The sequence below is a fragment of the Paractinoplanes globisporus DSM 43857 genome (assembly GCF_000379645.1).
Taxonomy (GTDB): Bacteria; Actinomycetota; Actinomycetes; order Mycobacteriales; family Micromonosporaceae; genus Actinoplanes; species Actinoplanes globisporus.
Window position 1 is genome coordinate 172005 of sequence record NZ_KB903356.1, and the last position, 18666, is coordinate 190670.

The following is an 18666-nucleotide window of genomic DNA, read 5'->3' on the forward strand; positions in this document are numbered from 1 at the left end:
CGCTGGGACCTACGCCCAGTCACTGTGCCACCTCCGCGTCGGCGGCGCCCCCTGCGCGCGCCTCCGTGAGCTCGCCCGCGGCCAGCTGGCCGCACGCTCCGTCGATCTCCCGGCCCCGGGTGTCGCGGACCGTCGTCGCCACGCCCGCTTCTCGCAGACGGCGCACGAACTCGCGCTCGACCGGTTTCGGACTCGCATCCCACTTGCTGCCCGGGGTGGGGTTGAGCGGGATGAGATTCACATGCGCCAGCTTGCCGTGCAAGAGCTTGCCGAGCAGGTCGGCACGCCAGGGCTGGTCGTTCACGTCCCTGATCAGGGCGTACTCGATCGAGACCCGACGACCTGTCCGCGCCGCGTAGTCGAACGCGGCATCGAGCACCTCGGCCACCTTCCAACGCTGGTTGACGGGTACTAGCTCATCGCGCAGATCATCATCGGGGGCATGCAGGGACAGCGCAAGGGTCACAGACAGCTCTTCCGCGATCAACCGTCGCATTGCGGGCACGAGACCCACGGTGGAGACGGTTATGTGCCGTTGCGAAAGTCCGAGACCCTCGGGAGCGGGCGTCGTGAGCCGCCGCACAGCCTCGATCACCCGGGGGTAGTTGGCCAGCGGCTCGCCCATGCCCATGAACACGACGCGGGACAGCCGCGGCGGTGAGCCGGTGACCGCGCCGCTCGCCGCGACGCCGGCCAGATAGACGACCTGATCGACGATCTCCGCGATCGAGAGGTTGCGGGTGAGGCCCTGCTGGCCGGTCGCGCAGAACGGGCAGGCCATCCCGCAGCCGGCCTGGCTGGAGACGCAGGCGGTCACCCGGTCGGGGTAGCCCATCAGCACGCTCTCGACCAGCGCGCCGTCGTGCAGCCGCCACAGCGTCTTGCGGGTCGCGCCGTCGTCGCAGGCCAGCTCGCGCACCGGGGTCAGCAGCGTGGGCAGCAGGTCGCCGGTCAGCCGCTCGCGCGCCGAGGCCGGCAGGTCGGTCATCGCGTCGACGTCGCGGACCAGGCGCCCGAAGTAGTGCGTGGAGAGCTGCTTGGCGCGGAACGCCGGCTCGCCGAGCGTGGTGACGGCCGCCTTGCGGGCCTCGAGATCGAGGTCGGCGAGGTGACGAGGAGGCATCGACGGGCGACGCCGGGTGGTGACCGCGTCGGGCTGATCGGGGCTGGTCGGGATGAGCGGAAGAATCGTCATGGCGTATCCAGTCTCCCACGCCGCGCGAGTTGGTCCGTCATAGCTGGTGGGCGATCACAGCGAAGAGGAGGTACGCGGTCGGGACCGCGAACAGGATCGAGTCGAGCCGGTCCATGATCCCGCCGTGGCCCGGCAGCAGATGGCTCATGTCCTTGAGGCCCAGGTCGCGCTTGAGCATCGACTCGGCGAGGTCGCCGATCACCGCCACCACCGAGAGCACCACCCCGAACAGCAGGCCCCAGTACGACGGGATGTCGAGCAGGAAGTACAGGAAGAGGGCGCTGCCGATCGCGGCGGCGCAGATCGAGCCGGCGAAGCCCTCCCAGGTCTTGCCGGGGCTGATCGACGGGGCCATCTTGTGCCGGCCGAGGAACACGCCCGCGACAAAGCCCCCGGTGTCGGAGAGCACGACCGCGAACAGCGTGCAGAGGATCCGCCAGCGTCCGTCGGTGTCGGCGTCCGGCAGCTGGAGCAGTACCGCGAAGCTGAGCAGGAACGGCACGTAGACCGCGATCAGCAGGGTCGGCATGAAGTCGCGGCGGACTGCCCGGGGGCCGTCGGCCAGCCGCCAGAGCAGCGACGCGACCACCGTGACGCCGAGGCCGACCAGCAGCGAGTCGGCTCCGTCGTGCCAGGCGAGGCCGACCATCAGCAGGGCGCCGCCGAGCAGCGGGATCAGCGGTGGTTCGGCGCCGGTCACCTTGAGCGCCCGGGTCATCTCCCAGACGCCGGCCCCGGCAGCCACCGCGATCAGGCCGGGGAAGGCCGGGGGCCAGACGAGCAGGGAGGCCAGGACGAGCAGGATGAGGGCCGCGCCAACGGCGATGGAGACCGGAACGTTGCGCCCGGCCCGGCCGGTGCCCTTGCTCTGCTTTCCGGCGCGGCGACGCCCGGGCCCACGTTTTGCGGGCTCGGGGGTCACATCGCCGAGGTGTTGCGGGCGCGATTCCGCATAGCCGTACGCCGGCACGCTCGTGTCGTCACCGGAGGTCTGCCCGGCACGCGGATCGAGGTATGACATCAGACCTCGAGCAACTCGGCTTCCTTGTGCTTGACGAGCTCGTCGACGACCGAGACGTACCGGTGCGTCACGTCGTCGAGCTCCTTCTCGGCGCGGCGACCATCGTCCTCACCGGTCTCGCCGTCCTTGACGAGCTTGTCGATCTGCTCCTTGGCCTTGCGGCGGACGTTGCGGATGGCCACCCGGCCCTCCTCCGCCTTGGAGCGGGCCACCTTGATCATCTCGCGGCGGCGCTCCTCGGTCATCTGCGGAAGGTGGATCCGCAGCTGGGTGCCCTCGTTGTTGGGGTTGACGCCCAGGTCCGAGTCGCGGATAGCGCGCTCGATCGGCCCGAGCTGGGTCGCGTCGTAGGGCTTGACGATCACCATGCGCGGCTCCGGGACGCCGACCGAGGCCATCTGCGTCACCGGCGTGGGCGCGCCGTAGTAGTCCACCAGGATCTTGGAGAACATCGCCGGAGTGGCCCGCCCGGTACGGATCGCGGCGAACTCCTCCTTGGCGTGCTCGACCGCGCTCTCCATCTTTTCTTCGGCCTCGAAGAGGGTCTCGTCGATCACCTGCTCTTCTCGCCTCCTTGCTTTCTCAAATGATGCGGGGACGGTTGAAAGGCTCAGGCGGTGATCAGGGTGCCTATCTTCTCGCCGCTCACGGCGCGGACGATCGTGTCGTCCCCCTCCGCGCCGAAGACCAGCATCGGCAGGTTGTTCTCCTCGCAGAGGCTGAAGGCGGCCTGGTCGGCGACGCGCAGCCCGCGCTGGAGCAGCTCCTGGAAGGTGGCGGTCTCGAGCTTCTGCGCGTCCGGGTGCACGCGCGGGTCGGCGGTGTAGACGCCGTCGACACCGTTCTTGCTCATCAGCACGACGTCCGCGTGGATCTCGAGGGCGCGCTGGGCGGTGACGGTGTCGGTGGAGAAGTACGGCATGCCGGCGCCGGCGCCGAAGATGACCGCGCGCCCCTTCTCGAGGTGCCGGATCGCGCGCAGCGGGATGTACGGCTCGGCGACCTGGGCCATCGTGATCGCGGTCTGCACCCGCGTCTCGATGCCCTCCTTCTCCAGGAAGTCCTGCAGGGCGAGCGCGTTCATCACGGTGCCGAGCATGCCCATGTAGTCGGCCCGGTTCCGGTCCATGCCGCGTTTCTGCAGCTCGGCGCCGCGGAAGAAGTTGCCGCCGCCGACCACGATGGCGACCTGGATGCCGCGGCGGATCACGGTGGCGATCTGTCGGGCGATGCCCTGCACGACGTCGGGGTCGACACCGACCGCACCACCGCCGAACACCTCGCCGGAGAGCTTGAGAACGACTCGGCGGGGCCGCGCGGCCGGCGAAGTCGGATCGTCAACCGCAACTGCCTGCTCGGTCACCATCGTCATGAGACCCGCCTTCCCTTCGTTGCCCAGCAGAGACCTTATGTGACGGGGAGGCCGGACGCAGAATCGCGTTCCCGACCTCCCCAGACACTTGCGCTTGGCGTTACTCCTGGCCGACCTCGAAGCGCACGAAGCGGGTGATGGTCAGCCCGGCCTCGTCGGCGATCTGCTTCACGGTCTTCTTGTTGTCGACGACCGAGGACTGCTCGAGCAGGACGAAGTCCTTGAAGAAGGAGTTCACCCGGCCCTCAACGATCTTGGGCAGAGCCTTCTCCGGCTTGCCCTCCTCCTTGGCGGTCTCCTCGGCGATGCGGCGCTCCGAGTCGACGACCTCGGCCGGCACCTCGTCACGGGTGAGGAAGCGCGGGCGCATGGCGGCGATCTGCATGCCGATGCCGCGGGCGTCGGCGTCGCCGGCCTCGTCGGTCTTGCCGGTGTACTGCACCAGGACGCCCACCTGCGGCGGCAGGTCCTGCGCCTTGCGGTGCAGGTAGACCGCGACGGTCCCGTTCGCGCCGTCGAGGTCGACGAAGCGGTTCAGGACGATCTTCTCGCCGATCTTGGCGCTGTACTCCTGGATGGTGTCCGCCACCGACTTGCCGTCGGGCAGGACCGCCACCGAGAGCGCGGCCGCGTCGGCGATGTTGTTCTTCGCGGCGAACTCGACCAGCTGCTGACCCAGCGCGACGAAGTCGGGGGTCTTGGCGACGAAGTCGGTCTCGCAGTTGAGCTCGAGCAGCGCCGTGCCGTAGTGGCTCACGATGCCGTTGGCGGCCGTGCGGCCGGCCCGCTTGCCGACGTCCTTGGCGCCCTTGATGCGCAGGAACTCGACGGCCTTGTCGAAGTCGCCGTCGGCCTCCTCGAGCGCCTTCTTACAGTCCATCATGCCGGCACCGGTCAGATCGCGGAGCTTCTTGACGTCCGCGGCGGTGTAGTTAGCCATGACTCTCTCTTTTTACTCGGCGGGGACAGTCTCGGCGGGGGCTGCCTCGACGGGAGCGGCTGCCTCGACCGGAGCGGCAGCCTCGACCGGAGCGGCGGCCTCGACCGGGGCCGCAGCCTCGACCGGAGCGGCAGCCTCGACCGGAGCGGCCTCGTCGGCCTTCTTCTCGGCGCCCTCGTAGAGGTCGCGCTCCCACTCCGGCAGCGGCTCGCCGGCGGCGACGGTGCCCGCCTCGGGCTTGGTGTCCTCGCCGCCGCGGTTGCGGCCGGAGCGGGCGATCAGGCCCTCGGCCACGGCGCTGGCGACGACCCTGGTCAGCAGTTCGGCGGAGCGGATCGCGTCGTCGTTGCCCGGGATCGGGAAGTCGACCTCGTCCGGGTCGCAGTTGGTGTCGAGCACGGCGATCACCGGGATGCCCAGCTTGCGGGCCTCGTCGACGGCGATGTGCTCCTTCTTGGTGTCGACGACCCAGATCGCCGACGGCACCTTGGTCATGTCACGCAGACCGCCGAGGGTCTTGGTGAGCTTGTCCTTCTCGCGCGAGAGCTGCAGGGTCTCCTTCTTGGTGTACCCGGCGGCGGTGCCGCTCAGGTCGCCGAGGGCCTCGAGCTCCTTCATGCGCTGCAGGCGCTTGTACACCGTCTGGAAGTTGGTGAGCATGCCGCCCAGCCAGCGGTGGTTGACGTACGGCTGGCCGACCCGGGTCGCCTGCTCGGCGATGGCCTCCTGCGCCTGCTTCTTGGTGCCGACGAAGAGGATGTGGCCACCCTCGGCGACGGTGTCCCGCACGTAGCTGTACGCCTTCTCGATGTAGTCGAGCGTCTGGCGCAGGTCGATGATGTAGATGCCGTTACGCTCGGTGAAGATGAAGCGCTTCATCTTCGGGTTCCAGCGCCGGGTCTGGTGCCCGAAGTGGACACCGCTCTCCAGCAGCTGGCGCATGGTCACGACGGCCATGGTGGGTTGCTCCCTGTTTTCCCTGGTTGTCACGCCCACCGGCGGTGGGCGTCCTGGCGCCCGGTCGCCGGCCGCAGTCGGACCCGAAGTAGATCGAGACCAGGGAGGGCCGTCGCTGCCGGCCCCGGTTAGGGAACCTGACAGAGGGCACGCGAGGTCGACCGCACGTGGCGGTCGCCGAGCACCAAGCATACGCCAGGGCTTTCGAGGGTCCTAAGCGACCGCTAGTCCGGCCGCCAAGAGCAAGATCAAACCAGCCGGGAGGTACGCCACGGGCGGGCGCAGCCAGGATTCGCGGGTGATCGTGCCGCCCCGGGCGATCGCGAACAGCCCGATGCCGGTCAGCGTGAACCCCAGCGTCAGCAGCACGGCCGGGACGATGCCGCGGGCGTTCGGGTCGCCGCTGAAGGTCTGGTCGATCAGCAGGCGCACAACCGGGATCATCAGGACAATCATCACGATCGCCACCAGGAACGACGAAACCGGACGCCGGGCGTGGTAGACCGCCTCCGGAACCTTGGACGCGGCGATCGGCGGCACGAGGCTCGTCGGCTCCGCCATCGGCATCTGCGGCTGGCCTCCCGGCCCCAGAGGTGCGACCGGCGCCATCGGCTCCGCCCCCGTCGGCCGGATGGTCGGATACTCCGGCCCGCGCACCGGGACCCGCATCGAGTCGTACGCGGGACCGGCGTCGACCTCGGCCGCGAACGAGTGGCCGCCCGTCGTGGCGAGCGGGTCGTTCAGGGCGTACGGATTGGTCGCCGGCGCCCCCGCCGGGCGCTGCTCGGGCAGGCGGAACGCGCCACTCGGGCGCTCGTGGATGCCGGAGATCTCCGGATCGGTCGTATGGCCGTACTGACCCTGGCCGGAGTACCAGCTCGGCTCGTCGTCGGCGTAGCGGTGTCCTTCCACGATGTCGCACCGTAGGTGACCAAGGACGCCGATGCCACCGCTGGGGCCATAACACACCCGAACGACTACCGTGCGGTTTTCCACAGTCGCGCTCTGTCCACAACCCCGCTCGCGCGACCCCCGGAACCGGTACACGGTTGTCCGCCATGACGACGGAACGACAGGCAGTCGGCGCCTACGGCGAACGACTCGCGGCCGAATACCTCCGGGAGCAGGGCTTAGTAGTCCTTCATCAGAACTGGCGCTGCCCGGACGGCGAGATCGACCTGGTCCTCCGCCACGGTGACGACCTTGTCTTCTGCGAGGTGAAGACCCGGCGTGGCGCCAATTTCGGATCCCCGGCCGAGGCCATCGACTCGCGGAAGGTCCGCAAGCTCCGGCAGCTGGCCAACCGCTGGCTCGCCGAGAGCGGCCTCCATGCCAGGATCGTCCGCTTCGACGTCGTCGAGGTCTGCCTTCAGCGCCAGGGCCCCGCACGGCTCACGCACATCCGCTCGGCGTTCTGATGAGCTACGCGCGCATCCTCTGTGTCGGGCTCGTCGGCGTCGCCGGCCATGTCGTCGAGGTCGAGGCCGACCTCTCCATGGGCCTGCCCGCCGTCGTGCTCACCGGCCTGCCCGACACGGCGCTCAACGAGGCCCGCGACCGGGTACGGGCCGCGGTGGTGAACTCCGGCGAGACCTGGCCCAACCGGCGGACCACGGTCAATCTGCTGCCCGCGGCCCTGCCCAAGCAGGGCAGCGGCTTCGATCTCGCGATCGCCGCCGCGATGCTGGCCGGCGCGGGCGACCTCCCGGCCGGCCCTCTCGACGGCGTCGTCGTTCTCGGCGAGCTCGGCCTCGACGGCGCGGTCCGGCCGGTGCGCGGGGTGCTGCCGATGGTGGCCGCCGCGGTCCAGGCCGGCGTGACCAGGGTGATCGTGCCCCTGGACAACGCACACGAGGCCACCGTGGTGCCCGGCGTGACCGTGCACGCCGTCGACTCCCTCCGCCGCCTGGTCTCCTTCGTCCGCGGCGCCGGTCCACTGCTCGAGCCGCCGCCGGTGAACGGCGTGGAGCCGGCCGCCGGACTCGACCTGTCCGACATCGCCGGCCAGGAGATGGGCCGGTGGGGTCTCGAGGTGGCCGCGGCCGGCGGGCACCACCTGGCGCTGTTCGGGCCGCCGGGCGCGGGAAAGACCATGCTGGCCGAGCGTCTCCCCTCGATCCTCCCGGAACTCGACGACGTCTCGGCGCTCGAGGTGAGCGCGCTGCAGTCGATCGCCGGCGTACTGCCGACCGGCGGCCGGCTCATCCGCCGCCCGCCGTTCCAGGCCCCGCACCACAGCGCCAGCATGGCCGCCCTCATCGGGGGCGGCAGTGGCCTGGCCCGGCCGGGCGCCCTGTCGCTGGCCCACCGCGGCGTCCTGTTCCTCGACGAGGTGGCCGAGATGTCCGGGCCGACCCTGCAGGCCCTGCGACAGCCGCTGGAGACCGGCCGGGTGATCCTCGGGCGGTCGCGTGGCACCACCGAATTCCCGGCCCGCGTGCAGCTGGTGGTCGCGGCCAACCCGTGCCCCTGTGCCTCCCCGGCAGGCGATCAGCACTGCACGTGCGCGCCGGCCGTGCGGCGGCGCTATCGGGCCAAGCTGTCCGGCCCGCTGCTCGACCGGATCGACATCCGCATCACGCTGCCGCCGGTGCGCGCCGCCCAGTTGGTGAACCCGGAAACCCCGGCCCCGACGTCGGCCGTCGTGGCCGAGCGGGTGGGCCGGGCACGCCGGGCCGCCGCGCAGCGCTGGGCCGCCGACGGCTGGCGGGTCAACGGCGAGGTGCCGGGACCCCAGCTGCGCGACCGCCCCTGGGCACTTCCCCCCGGCGACACGGCCGACCTGCGGCTGGCCCTCGACCGCGGCCTGGTCTCGGCCCGCGGCTTCGACCGCGTCCTGCGCCTGGCCTGGACCCTCGCCGACCTGGACGGCAAGACCCGCCCCGGCCGTCCCGAGGTGGATGAGGCGATTCAGCTGCGGATGGGTGAGTCCCATGAGTACGCCGAGTGACGCCCCCGGCTCCGACCAGGACCGGGCGGCACGGGTGGCTCTTACGTCGCTGGTTGAGCCGGGGCATCGGGCGGTTTGGTCTCTCGTGCGGGCGGAGGGGGCTCCGGCGACGCTCGAGCGGCTCATGCGGGGGGACGTTCCCGAGGAGGCGTTGAAGACGTCGGTCGCGGCGCGGCGGTCGGGGCTTGACCCACGGCGGTTCGCCGAGGCGACGCTGTTGCGGGCCGCGCGGTTGGGCGCGCGGATCGTGGTGCCGTCGGACGACGAGTGGCCGGGGCGGGTCGAGGCGCTCGCGACGTTGGAGCTGGAGGCTCCAGGGCGGGTCAATCGGGACGTACGGCCGCCGCTTTGTATCTGGGTTCGTGGCTCGTGGCCGCTGGGCCCGACGCTCGAACGGTCGGTCGCGGTGGTGGGGGCCCGAGCCTCCACCGGGTACGGGAACCAGGTGACGGCGGAGATCGCCGCGGGGCTGGCCGAGAACGACTGGACCGTGGTGTCCGGGGGCGCGTTCGGCATCGACGCGGCGGCTCATCGGGCGGCCGTCCTCGCGGGCGGGATCACGGTCGCGGTGCTGGCCTGCGGGGTCGATCGGCCCTACCCGGCCGGGAACGCCGCGCTGTTCGAGCGGATCGCGGACGCGGGACTGCTGATCAGCGAGTGGCCGCCGGGGTCGGAGCCGCTGCGGCACCGGTTCCTCATCCGCAACCGGGTGATCGCGGCGGCCACGGCCGGGACCGTGGTCGTCGAGGCGGCCGCCCGCAGCGGAGCCGCCCAGACCATGAGCCGGGTGCTGGCCCTGGGCCGGGCCGCGATGGTCGTGCCGGGCCCGGTCACCTCGGCCATGTCGGTGGGCTGCCACGAGCTGCTGCGCTCGCGGCCGGACGCGACGCTGGTGACCGGGGTGGACGACGTGCTCGAGGCGGTCGGCCGGATCGGCGAGTACGGCAAGCCGGCGCCGCGCGGGCCCGAGCACCGGCGGGACACCCTCGACGAGGAGTCGGCGCTCGTGCTCGAGGCGGTGCCGCCGCGCGGCTCGGTCACGCAGGAGGAGCTGGCCGCCCGGGCCGGCCTGTCGCTGCGCACGGTGCTACGCCGGCTGTCCCTGCTGGAAGTCGCCGGTCTGGTGGTACGCCGAGATGGCGAGGTCGCCCTCGCCCGGCGGCCGAGGGCAGCGCCGTGAGCCCCCACGACTCGCGTGCGCCACCCCGCGCCCGTTCAGTCCTCGGAGTCGTCCAGGTCGCGCCGGTGGACCTTCATCCACGCCTCGACGTCGTCGGTCAACCACACCTTGCCCTGCGCCAGGTCGGCGAGCGGCTTGGGGAAGTCGGCCCGACTGGTGATCTGGTACGCACGCTGTCGGCTGACGCCACCCAGTCGGATACGGATCTCGTGCGCGCCCATGAGCCGGATCGGTTTCACTGCCACGTGATCGACCGTAGGCGTGAGACTATTAGTCAATCACAAAGTTGATAGGAGACAGCTAGTCGTATGACATCTATACTGTGCCCATGACTAGGCGTCGCCAGACATCCCAGCCGGTCCCACTGACCCCCACTCACAGGCGAGATTGGCGCACCCTCTGGCGGCGCTGCACCTGCGGGCTGACCAGCCCATGTGTCGATCGGCGGGTGCCGGCCAAGCCCCGGCCGTTCCCACCCAGCACTGCCACAACCCCCATTCACCCACTGATCGAGTACCTGGCTTCGGTCCCGTTCCCGGTGCACTGCGGCTTCGCCGTCCCGCTCCCGTTCCCGACCGAGCCACCACCTCCCCCAACTCCAACTCCCCCGCCACGTCCCACACCCCAGCCACCACTCCCCAGCGCCCCCGCCGCTCACCCCGGCGGATCCACCGCTCATCCCGGCGGACCCGCCGTCCATCCCGGCGGACAAGGCGCCTTGGGCGGCCCCGGTCCGAGCCCGTGCCCCGTGCCCCGGACCGGGGCCGCCCCCGTCCCCAGCACGCCCCGCTCCCGACCCCGACCCACCGCCGCCAACACGACAAGCCCGAGCAGCCGACCCCAACGGCAGCGCCCACGCACCCGGCCCACCGCGGCCAACACGACGCGCCCGAGCCCGATCGCCCGGGAGCACGGAACTCTCCGCTCTTGCGTCGCGCGCGTGGAGGCGCCGCGCCACGAACACGGGTCTCGGCGACTGCCGGGCCGGGGGCGACCGAGCCGGTGACCGCGCCGGTCGGGCCGGTACGCCAGGTTGGCGTGCCGGTCCGGACGGGGGTCGGCGCGATCGCCCTTCGGCACTCGATCGGGGCCGCCACCCTCTCCCACCAGCGCAAGCACAAGCACAACACCAGTCCGCCGGCTCAGCCCGAGGCCGGCGGGCGATTGGGGACACCGATGACCGCAATCATGGAAGCCATCGAGCACCTGCACGACCGCCCCGCGTGGGACTGCCGTGTGTGCAAACAGCCATGGCCGTGCGCCAAGGCCAAGGACAACCTGCTGACGGAGTTCCGCGGGTTTCCGTCGGTGCTGACCATCTACCTGTCCGGCCATATGTACGACGCCGTCCTCGACCTGCGCCATCACGGCGACCTCGCCCCGAACGACCTCTACGAACGCTTCATCTCCTGGGCCAGCGACACGACAACTCAAGGCGAGTGACACGCACCGGCTCGGACTCGCCACGAGGCACACCGCACGGGCGCGCATTGGCCGCGCCCAGCAAGCAACGTGCGGACGCACCCAACCGGCTCGCCCAGCACATGGCGCAGGGCCGGTTCGGCAGTGCGCATTGTGGACCTTTTGCTGATGGCGAGGGGAATCTCGGGACCGGAAGGTCGTTGCGCCCGGCCGGCCGAGGTCGCCGCGAGGTAGCCACCGCAGGTCTCCCGACTGCGGTGGAACGGGCGACGGCCGGACCGCGCACCAGGCGCTTTCGCGACCCTACGAGCGATCGACAACCGCCGCCCGCCCTGCCGCCCGATCAAGTCCCAGCCTTCTCGGTGCGGCAGTTGTATCCTACCTACATGGGGTCGTACGTACAATATGATGGAGCATCGTGGCCACGTAAACTGACTGGCATGATCGATCCTTCCGCGGACCGAGCGGTGTTCCGCCAGCTGGCCGACCTGCTCCGCAATCAGATCGAGTCGGGAGAGCTGGGCCCGGGTGAGCCGCTGCCCAGCGAGCTGCGCCTCGCGCAGGAATACAACATCAGCCGCACCACCGTGCGCCAGGCGATCGGCCAGCTCCGCACCGAGGGCCTGGTCACCGTCGACCGGCCACGAGGGACGTTCGTCCGGGTCCCCGAGCCGACCGAGCTCGTGACGCTGGGCCGCGGCGAACGCGCGAGCGCCCGCATGCCCACCGACGCCGAGCGCCGGAAGTACCGCCTCGGCGAAGGCGTCCCCGTCCTGGTCGTGACCGCCGCCGACGGCACCGAGACCGTCCACCCCGCCGACCGGGTGCAGCTCACCCGCCCCTGACGGCGAGGCAACCCCGGCATCCGTCACCCCGCGAGCCAGGCGAGACCCCGGCGAAAGGGAGCGGAGGCAGGCGGAGCGGGTCATGCTTCGACCCTAGGGCGGGGGTACGACAGAAACGGGCCGCGTCAGAAGATGCCGTAGCGGGCCACCGCCAGCGTGAATCCCCGCCCCGACTTCTCGTCCTTGCACGTCAGGCCCGTGCTCTCGCTCGCACACTGCACCGAGCCCGAGCGGTACCCCTTCCCGTACTCCAGCGTCGCCGTGGCCGAGCCGATCAGCGTGTCGCCGGTGCAGGTGAAGCCGGCCTTGCCGTCGTCGATGTACATGCCGTTGCCCCAGTCCAGCTCGCAGTCGGCCGGTTTCGAGGGCGGCGTCCACGTCTTGCGGATGATGTCGCAGCGGACGGCCGAGGCGGTCAGCGAGCAGAAGATGTTCTTCGACGGGGTCTGGAAGAACACCTCGTCGACGTCCGAGAAGGTCAAGGTGGCAGCACTGTCGGCCGGACCGCCGAAGCCCGCACTCGCCGCCGGCAGGGGCGAAGGCGGGCGCGACGAGGAAGAGTCCGGCGAGGAGCAGGCGCCCAGCGCGACAAACGCCAGCCCGAGCGCCAGCCCCAGCGCCGGCGCACGAAGAACTCGGATCGGTGCCATGGTGAGGCGAAGTCTAAGAACGGCCCGCAACAGCGTGGACGCTTGACTCCACGCCCCCCAGCGATGACGGTCAACCCCGATGGATACGCGCCAGATGCACGAGGAACTCCCGGTCGCCATGCGCGACGCGGTCGACGAGTTCGGCCGGCACCTCGCGCGCGTCGACAACCGCTCCGAGCACACGGTCCGGGCGTACGTCGGTGATGTGATCTCTTTGTTGCACCACGCCGCCCGGACCGGCCACCGCACCCCGGCCGACCTGGATCTGGCGACCCTCCGCGGCTGGCTGGCCGTCCGCATGCGGGACGGCGCCGCCCGCACCTCGCAGGCACGCCGAGCCGCCGCCGCCCGGAACTTCACCGCCTGGGCACACCGCTCCGGTCTCGCCCCGGCCGACCCGGGGGCACATCTGGCCAGCCCGCGCGCCCACCGCGATCTCCCCACCGTGCTCCGCGCCGACCAGGCCGCGACCCTGATGCAAGGCCCCGCAAGAAAGGGCCCCGAAAGCGAACGCGACCGCGACCGCGCCGTCCTGGAACTGCTCTACGCCACCGGCATCCGGGTGAGCGAGCTCTGCGGCCTCGACCTCTCCGATCTCGACGAGGGCCGCCGGCTCGTCCGGGTCTTCGGCAAGGGCGCCAAGGAACGCGCCGTCCCCTATGGCCTCCCCGCCCAGCGCGCCCTCGACGACTGGCTGCGCCACGGCCGCCCGGCGCTGGCGCCGGCGTCCCGGGACACGGCCGGCGGTGACGCGCTCTTCCTAGGCGTCAAGGGTGGGAGGCTCCAGCCGACCGTCGTGCGCCGGATCGTCGACGCCGCCGCCCGGGCCGCCGGCCTCCCACACACCAGCCCGCACGACCTGCGTCACTCGGCCGCCACCCACCTGCTCGACGGCGGCGCCGACCTGCGGGCCGTACAAGATCTGCTCGGGCATTCGTCATTGTCGAGCACGCAGATCTACACGCATGTCTCGACCGAGCGCCTCCGGGCCGCCTTCAAACAGGCACACCCCCGCGCGTGACCCCGTACGATCGAGGCGTGAGCGCCGGAGACCCGCCCGCACCCCTCCCGGGTGCCCGCCTCCTGTTCTCGCTGGACCCGGCCGTGTCCTATCTCAACCACGGCTCCTTCGGCGCGGTCCCGATCGGGGTGCAGCGCGTCCAGCAGCGCCTGCGCGACGAGATCGAGGCGAACCCGCACAAGTTCCACACCCAGGGCATGCTCGACCGGGTCATCCACACCCGACGGCACATCGCCGCGTTCCTGGGCGCCGACCCGGACGGCAGCGCCCTCGTGCCCAACACGACCTCGGCGATCTCGCTCGTGCTCCAGTCGGTGCGCCTCGGGCCGACCGACGAGGTGCTGCTCACCGATCACGGTTACGGCTCGGTCGGCCTGGCCACCCGCCGCCAGTGCCGCCGGGTGGGCGCGACCGCGCGGACCGTGGCGCTCCCGCTGGGCGCGTCCGACACCGAGGTGATCTCGAGGGTCAGATCGGCCTTGCGGCCGGGCAAAACCAAGTTGTTGATCATCGATCAGATCGCTTCCTCCACGGCGGCCATTTTTCCCGTACGGGAGATAGCCGCGGCCGCCCGCGAACACGAGATCCCGATCCTGGTCGACGCCGCCCACGTCCCCGGCATGCTCCCGGTCGACGTCTCGGCGATCGGCGCCGATTTCTGGGTGGGCAACCTGCACAAGTGGGCGTTCGCCCCCCGCGGCACGGCCCTGCTGGCGGTCGCTCCCGCCTGGCGCCGCCGGATGGAGCCGCTGGTCGTCTCGTGGGAGCAGGAGCAGGGCTTCCCGCTCTCCGTGGAGTACCAGGGGACGCTCGACTACACCCCCTGGCTGGCCGCCCCGACCGGACTGTTCACGCTGCGCACGCTCGGCTGGGAGGAAGTGCGGCGGCACAACGCGGCACTGGTCGCCTACGGCCAGCGGGTGGTGGGCGCCGCGCTCGGGCTGACCCCGGCTGACCTGCCGCAGCCGGCGACGCCCGAGACGGCGATGCGGGTGCTTCCGCTGCCGGCCGGCCTGGCCACCACCGGGCCGGAGGCGATCGCCCTGCGCACGCTGATCTCCGACAAGCTGGCGACCGAGACCGCCGTGAACGCCTGGGGTGGGCGCGGGCTGCTGCGGCTGAGCGCCCAGATCTACAACCGTCCCGAGGAGTACGACCGCCTGGCCGAGCGCCTCCCCCCGCTGCTGGCCGGCCTGCAGCGCTAGCGCCTGTAGCGAAGCGGGGCCGGAGCGCGCTGGTCCAGCGGGAGCAAGCGGACGCGGCCGAGCCCGAGCAGCGCCAGCGGGTCCAGGTAGAGCCCGTCCCGCAGAAGCCCCCAATGCAGGCAGGCCGCGGCCGGGCACCCGGGATGACCAGCGTCGAGCCGCCCGAGCGGATCGCCCGGGTTGACCTGATCGCCAACGTTGACGGTTGCCGACACCGGCTCATAGGTCGTGCGCAGCCCGCCGCGATGGGCGACGCTCACCACCCCGCGACCCGCGACCTCGCCCACGAAGACGACCGTCCCGGCCCCGGCGGCGCGCACCTCAATTCCCGCGGTCGAGGCCAGGTCGACCCCGCGGTGGCCGGCCAACCAGGGGCGCGGCGGCGGATCGAACCGGCGGACGACCCGCGGCGGCGACACCGGCCAGCCGAAGGAACCGACCGGCGACTGAGCGAGCAGCGCCGGCCAACCGTGAGAAGCGGCGACCGGATGGATGAATGGCGCGGGCAGCAACACGAGGAGCAGAGCGAGGACGGGTGGCATGGCCGCCACCCTCCCGAATTCTCAGCGCCGCCGCGAACGCCCCTGTGGACAACCCCGGCCTGTGGAAAACCCGCTCAGCTGCCGAAGCCGGCGTCGTCGGGCAGGGAGATGTCGGGTTTCTCCAGCTCCTCGACGTTGACGTCCTTGAACGTCATTACCCGGACATTTTTGACAAACCGGGCCGGTCGATACATGTCCCACACCCAGGCGTCGTGCATCTCGACCTCGAAATACACCTCGCCGTCCGAGTTGCGCACGTGCAGGTCGACCTGGTTGGCCAGGTAGAACCGGCGCTCCGTCTCCACTACGTAGGAGAACTGGCGGACGATGTCGCGGTACTCCCGGTAGAGCTGCAGCTCCATCTCGGTCTCGTACTTCTCGAGATCCTCTGCGCTCATCGCTTCTCGCCCTCCATGGCCTCATCTTCCCCCACCGACGGCGACGGCTGAGGCTGGTCGCCCGACGCCACGCCGACGGTACCCTCACCAGCGTCCGGAAGCACCGGCGGCTCGGCTACGGATGCATCAAGGAGATCCGCGTCGAACAGCGACGCCGCCTCCACCACCGCCGGTCGCCGCGCCCGGGGCGGCCGGTTGCCCCGGCCCGAGGCCGCCGCCACGTTCACGTACGAGAAGCGGTGCTCGGCGCAGGGGCCGTGCCGCAGCAGCGCGGCGCTGTGCTCGTCGGTCACATATCCCTTATGCACCGCGAACCCGTAGTCGGGGAACTGGCCGTCCAGCTCGACCATGATGCGGTCCCGGGTGACTTTCGCCAGGACGCTCGCCGCCGCCACGCACGCCGCGACCCGGTCGCCCTTCCACACCGCGAGGCCGGGCACGCCCAGGCCGTCGACCGGGAAGCCGTCGGTCAGCACGTACTCGGGCGCGGTGGCGAGCGAGGCCAGCGCGCGGCGCATCGCCGCGAGGTTGCACACGTGCAGGCCGCGCGCGTCGACCTCGGTGGCCGGGATGATCATCACGGACCAGGCGAGCGCCCGCTCGACCACCTGCTCGTAGACGCGCTCCCGGGCGGCCGGGGTCAGCAGTTTCGAGTCGGCCAGCTCGTCGATCTCGCCGCGCTTGCCCTCGGGCAGGATCGCGGCCGCCGCCACCAGCGGGCCCGCACACGCGCCACGGCCCGCCTCGTCGGCGCCCGCCACGTTGCGGAACCCGCGGCGCTGCAGCGCCCTCTCGAGGGCGTAGAGGCCGCCCTCGCGGCGGACGACGGTGCGGGGAGGTGCCAGCATCAGCGCTCACCCGCCATCGCCGTGAACCGCCGCAGCAGGTCGGCCAGCTCGCGCGGGAAGACCTGCTCGTCGCTCGCCTCGATCTCGGCGGCCGACCACCAGCGGTGCTCGGTGATGGTCTGCTGCTCGTCGTCGTCCATGCCGGCCGTGTCGATCTGCCACTCGGTCACCCGGAGCAGGAAGAAATCCTGCTCCTGGCGGTAGTCGCGCTCGCGGTAGCTGAACTCGGTCACCTCGTGCCACACGGGCGGGCCCAGCTCGGCCGGGTCGACCCGCAGGCCGGTCTCCTCGAACAGTTCCCGGGCGGCGCCCTCGGCCAGCGTCTCGTCGCCGTCGAGCCCGCCGCCGGGGGTGAACCACCAACGCTCCCCGGGACGGGCCGGATCTCCCCCGTGCAGCAGCAGGGCGCGGCCGGCGCCGTCGACGAGCAGCACGCGGGCGGCACGGCGGTCGATTGCGGTCACGCGGCAAGCCTATTGCGCCCGAGGTGGATCTATCGAGCGGGTGTTACTTTGCCGCCGAGGCGTCCGGAATCTTGTCGAAGCCGTCCGGCACCGAGAGCCACTTGGCCCGGCTCACCGGCCAGAAGACCGTGAAGGCACGCCCGACCACGGAGTCCTCCGGGATCGTCGCCTCCTGCACGTCCTTGTTGCTCTCCTCGTAGTGCTCGAGCGAGTCGCCGGAGGCCGAGCGGTGGTCGCCCATCACCCAGAGGCGGTCCTTGGGCACGACGATGTTGAACGCCTGGTCGGCGGCCGGGTCCTGGTTGCCGTCGGCGTCGCGGTAGATGTACGGCTCGTCGAGGGAGACGCCGTTGATCATCAGGCGATCCTGCGCGTCGCAGCAGACCACGTTGTCGCCGGGCGTACCGATGATCCGCTTGATGAAGTCTTCCCCCTCGGCGCCGGACTGCCAGTCGTCGGGCGCCTTGAAGACGATGATCTCGCCGCGCCGCGGGTCGCGGAAGTCGTAGACGAGCTTGTTGACCAGCACCCGGTCCAGCACGTTGAGCGTGTGCTCCATCGACGGGGACGGGATGTAGAAGGTCTGCAGGACGAAGGCGCGCACGAGGACGGCGACGAGGATCGCCACCCCCAGCAGAATGGGAAGCTCGCGCCAGAAGGATCCCTTGCGCTTAGCGGTCTGCTCGTCAATCACGAGGGGAGCCTACGACGCCGCGTCACGAACAGCAGTCCGGAACGCGCGGATAGGCCCGCAGATAACAGAAACGGTAGGACGAAAGCGTCGGCCCCGGGGTTGTCCCGCCGAACCGGGACCTGGTTTTCCGCGCCCAGGGCAGTCGGATGGTCGGCCGCGTACGTCTTCCAGACATCGGGCACGGAGAGGCTGGTGAACCGGCTGCTCGGCCAGACGATCACGAAGGCCCGGCCGATGATGTTCTTGATCGGCACGGGGCCCTGACATCGGGCGTCCTGGGAGACCTGGCGGTGGTCGCCCATGACGAACATCTCACCCTCGGGGATGGTGATCTCGGCGAACCGCCGGCTCGTGCACTGGGTCGGGTTCGGCGGCTGGTTGAGGTCGGAGTTGTAGCCGTCCGCGATGTACGGCTCGTCGATCCCGACCCCGTTGACCGTGATCCGGCCCTTGTCGTCGCAGCAGGCGACCTTGTCGCCCGGCAGGCCGATCACTCGTTTGATGAAGTCGCGTTCCCCCGGGCGGCTGACCCCGACCAGGTCGCCGATCGTGCGGCCCAGCTTGGCCGCGAAGCTGTTGCTGACCGGCTCGGTGACCTCGGGCGCCCAGTTGTCGGTGCCGCGGAAGACCACGATCTCGCCGCGGACCGGGTCACGCAGGTCGTAGACGACCTTGTTGACCAGGACGCGGTCCTTGACCAGCAGCGTCTTCTCCATCGAGCCGCTGGGGATGTAGAACGCCTGCACCAGGAACGTGCGGATCAGCACGGCCAGGCAGAACGCCACCACGAGCAGCAGCGGCAGTTCCTGCCAGAGCGGCATCTCCTTGCGCCGTAGCATCGAGCGCCGCCGCCGCTCGGACGGCCGATAGCCCTGCATCGGTTCCACGCTTCGCATCTCCCGCCGCCGACGACCGGCCGAACCGCCCCGGATACAGCACTGAACCGGCTGAATACAGCGCTA

General features: G+C 70.9%; 22 protein-coding genes. 7 read left to right on the top strand and 15 right to left on the bottom strand.

The genetic code is table 11. The features are described from left to right. Nucleotides 1–19 precede the first annotated feature (19 nt). From rlmN to A3CQ_RS0147055, 7 genes are all read right to left on the bottom strand, one after another. The gene (rlmN, locus tag A3CQ_RS0147025) at nt 20–1195 is read right to left on the bottom strand and encodes a dual-specificity RNA methyltransferase RlmN (RefSeq protein WP_020517938.1); all 1176 of its coding nucleotides are present in this window, start codon (nt 1193–1195) and stop codon (nt 20–22) included. A gap of 37 nt (nt 1196–1232) precedes the next feature. Continuing rightward, entirely contained in the window at nt 1233–2216 is a 984-nt protein-coding gene (locus tag A3CQ_RS0147030; RefSeq protein ID WP_020517939.1) for a phosphatidate cytidylyltransferase, read from the bottom strand. Next, nucleotides 2216–2773, bottom strand: coding sequence for a ribosome recycling factor (frr, locus tag A3CQ_RS0147035; protein ID WP_020517940.1), 558 nt, complete (start codon nt 2771–2773; stop codon nt 2216–2218). Before frr ends, A3CQ_RS0147030 begins: the two co-directional genes overlap by 1 nt. 53 nt (nt 2774–2826) lie before the next feature. Continuing rightward, nucleotides 2827–3588, bottom strand: coding sequence for a UMP kinase (gene pyrH, locus A3CQ_RS0147040; protein WP_020517941.1), 762 nt, complete (start codon nt 3586–3588; stop codon nt 2827–2829). A 100-nt stretch (nt 3589–3688) separates the two neighbouring features. Then, complete coding sequence (tsf, locus tag A3CQ_RS0147045; RefSeq protein ID WP_020517942.1) at nt 3689–4528, bottom strand: translation elongation factor Ts; 840 nt, start codon at nt 4526–4528, stop codon at nt 3689–3691. Between the two features lie 12 nt (nt 4529–4540). Then, complete coding sequence (rpsB, locus tag A3CQ_RS0147050) at nt 4541–5485, bottom strand: 30S ribosomal protein S2 (protein WP_020517943.1); 945 nt, start codon at nt 5483–5485, stop codon at nt 4541–4543. Between the two features lie 213 nt (nt 5486–5698). After that, nucleotides 5699–6397, bottom strand: coding sequence for a hypothetical protein (locus A3CQ_RS0147055; RefSeq protein ID WP_020517944.1), 699 nt, complete (start codon nt 6395–6397; stop codon nt 5699–5701). Nucleotides 6398–6543: 146 nt separating this feature from the next. Between A3CQ_RS0147055 and A3CQ_RS0147060 the strand changes: the two genes are divergently transcribed. The 3 genes from A3CQ_RS0147060 to dprA are packed head-to-tail and all read left to right on the top strand — an operon-like array spanning nt 6544 to nt 9615. Further along, a complete protein-coding gene (locus A3CQ_RS0147060; RefSeq protein ID WP_020517945.1) occupies nt 6544–6903 on the top strand; it encodes a YraN family protein in 360 nt (119 codons plus the stop codon). Further along, a complete protein-coding gene (locus A3CQ_RS0147065; RefSeq protein WP_020517946.1) occupies nt 6903–8435 on the top strand; it encodes a YifB family Mg chelatase-like AAA ATPase in 1533 nt (510 codons plus the stop codon). The genes A3CQ_RS0147060 and A3CQ_RS0147065 overlap by 1 nt, the downstream gene beginning before the upstream one ends. Then, the gene (gene dprA / locus A3CQ_RS56490; RefSeq protein WP_040434203.1) at nt 8419–9615 is read left to right on the top strand and encodes a DNA-processing protein DprA; all 1197 of its coding nucleotides are present in this window, start codon (nt 8419–8421) and stop codon (nt 9613–9615) included. The genes A3CQ_RS0147065 and dprA overlap by 17 nt, the downstream gene beginning before the upstream one ends. A 35-nt stretch (nt 9616–9650) precedes the next feature. On the opposite strand, the gene A3CQ_RS0147075 is transcribed toward dprA, so the two are convergent. After that, the gene (locus A3CQ_RS0147075) at nt 9651–9836 is read right to left on the bottom strand and encodes a hypothetical protein (RefSeq protein WP_051115563.1); all 186 of its coding nucleotides are present in this window, start codon (nt 9834–9836) and stop codon (nt 9651–9653) included. Between the two features lie 781 nt (nt 9837–10617). Between A3CQ_RS0147075 and A3CQ_RS63475 the strand changes: the two genes are divergently transcribed. Then, entirely contained in the window at nt 10618–11058 is a 441-nt protein-coding gene (locus A3CQ_RS63475) for a hypothetical protein (RefSeq protein ID WP_020517949.1), read from the top strand. Nucleotides 11059–11477: 419 nt separating this feature from the next. Further along, a complete protein-coding gene (locus A3CQ_RS0147085) occupies nt 11478–11882 on the top strand; it encodes a winged helix-turn-helix domain-containing protein (RefSeq protein WP_020517950.1) in 405 nt (134 codons plus the stop codon). Nucleotides 11883–12007: 125 nt separating this feature from the next. Here A3CQ_RS0147085 and A3CQ_RS56495 read toward each other — a convergent pair whose 3' ends face one another. Beyond that, entirely contained in the window at nt 12008–12532 is a 525-nt protein-coding gene (locus tag A3CQ_RS56495; RefSeq protein ID WP_157297170.1) for a DUF6636 domain-containing protein, read from the bottom strand. A 79-nt stretch (nt 12533–12611) separates the two neighbouring features. Here A3CQ_RS56495 and A3CQ_RS0147095 point away from each other — a divergent pair, with 79 nt between their 5' ends. Both A3CQ_RS0147095 and A3CQ_RS0147100 read left to right on the top strand, forming a co-directional pair. Continuing rightward, on the top strand, nt 12612–13553 hold the full coding sequence (locus A3CQ_RS0147095; protein WP_026206991.1) for a tyrosine recombinase XerC: 942 nt from the start codon (nt 12612–12614) through the stop codon (nt 13551–13553). Nucleotides 13554–13570: 17 nt separating this feature from the next. Further along, complete coding sequence (locus A3CQ_RS0147100) at nt 13571–14758, top strand: aminotransferase class V-fold PLP-dependent enzyme (protein WP_020517953.1); 1188 nt, start codon at nt 13571–13573, stop codon at nt 14756–14758. Here A3CQ_RS0147100 and A3CQ_RS0147105 read toward each other — a convergent pair. From A3CQ_RS0147105 to lepB (A3CQ_RS0147130), 6 genes are all read right to left on the bottom strand, one after another. After that, nucleotides 14755–15300: a murein hydrolase activator EnvC family protein gene (locus A3CQ_RS0147105; RefSeq protein ID WP_051115564.1), complete on the bottom strand. Its 546-nt coding sequence runs from the start codon at nt 15298–15300 to the stop codon at nt 14755–14757. The genes A3CQ_RS0147100 and A3CQ_RS0147105 overlap by 4 nt on opposite strands. A 74-nt stretch (nt 15301–15374) precedes the next feature. Next, nucleotides 15375–15698: a DUF2469 domain-containing protein gene (locus A3CQ_RS0147110; protein ID WP_020517955.1), complete on the bottom strand. Its 324-nt coding sequence runs from the start codon at nt 15696–15698 to the stop codon at nt 15375–15377. Further along, nucleotides 15695–16546, bottom strand: coding sequence for a ribonuclease HII (locus A3CQ_RS0147115; RefSeq protein ID WP_020517956.1), 852 nt, complete (start codon nt 16544–16546; stop codon nt 15695–15697). The genes A3CQ_RS0147110 and A3CQ_RS0147115 overlap by 4 nt, the downstream gene beginning before the upstream one ends. After that, nucleotides 16546–17010: an NUDIX hydrolase gene (locus A3CQ_RS0147120; RefSeq protein WP_020517957.1), complete on the bottom strand. Its 465-nt coding sequence runs from the start codon at nt 17008–17010 to the stop codon at nt 16546–16548. Before A3CQ_RS0147120 ends, A3CQ_RS0147115 begins: the two co-directional genes overlap by 1 nt. A gap of 43 nt (nt 17011–17053) precedes the next feature. Then, entirely contained in the window at nt 17054–17704 is a 651-nt protein-coding gene (lepB, locus tag A3CQ_RS0147125; RefSeq protein ID WP_020517958.1) for a signal peptidase I, read from the bottom strand. Beyond that, nucleotides 17701–18600 (bottom strand): signal peptidase I, encoded by a 900-nt coding sequence (lepB, locus tag A3CQ_RS0147130; RefSeq protein ID WP_084699521.1) that lies wholly within the window; start codon nt 18598–18600, stop codon nt 17701–17703. The genes lepB (A3CQ_RS0147125) and lepB (A3CQ_RS0147130) overlap by 4 nt, the downstream gene beginning before the upstream one ends. Nucleotides 18601–18666 lie beyond the last annotated feature (66 nt).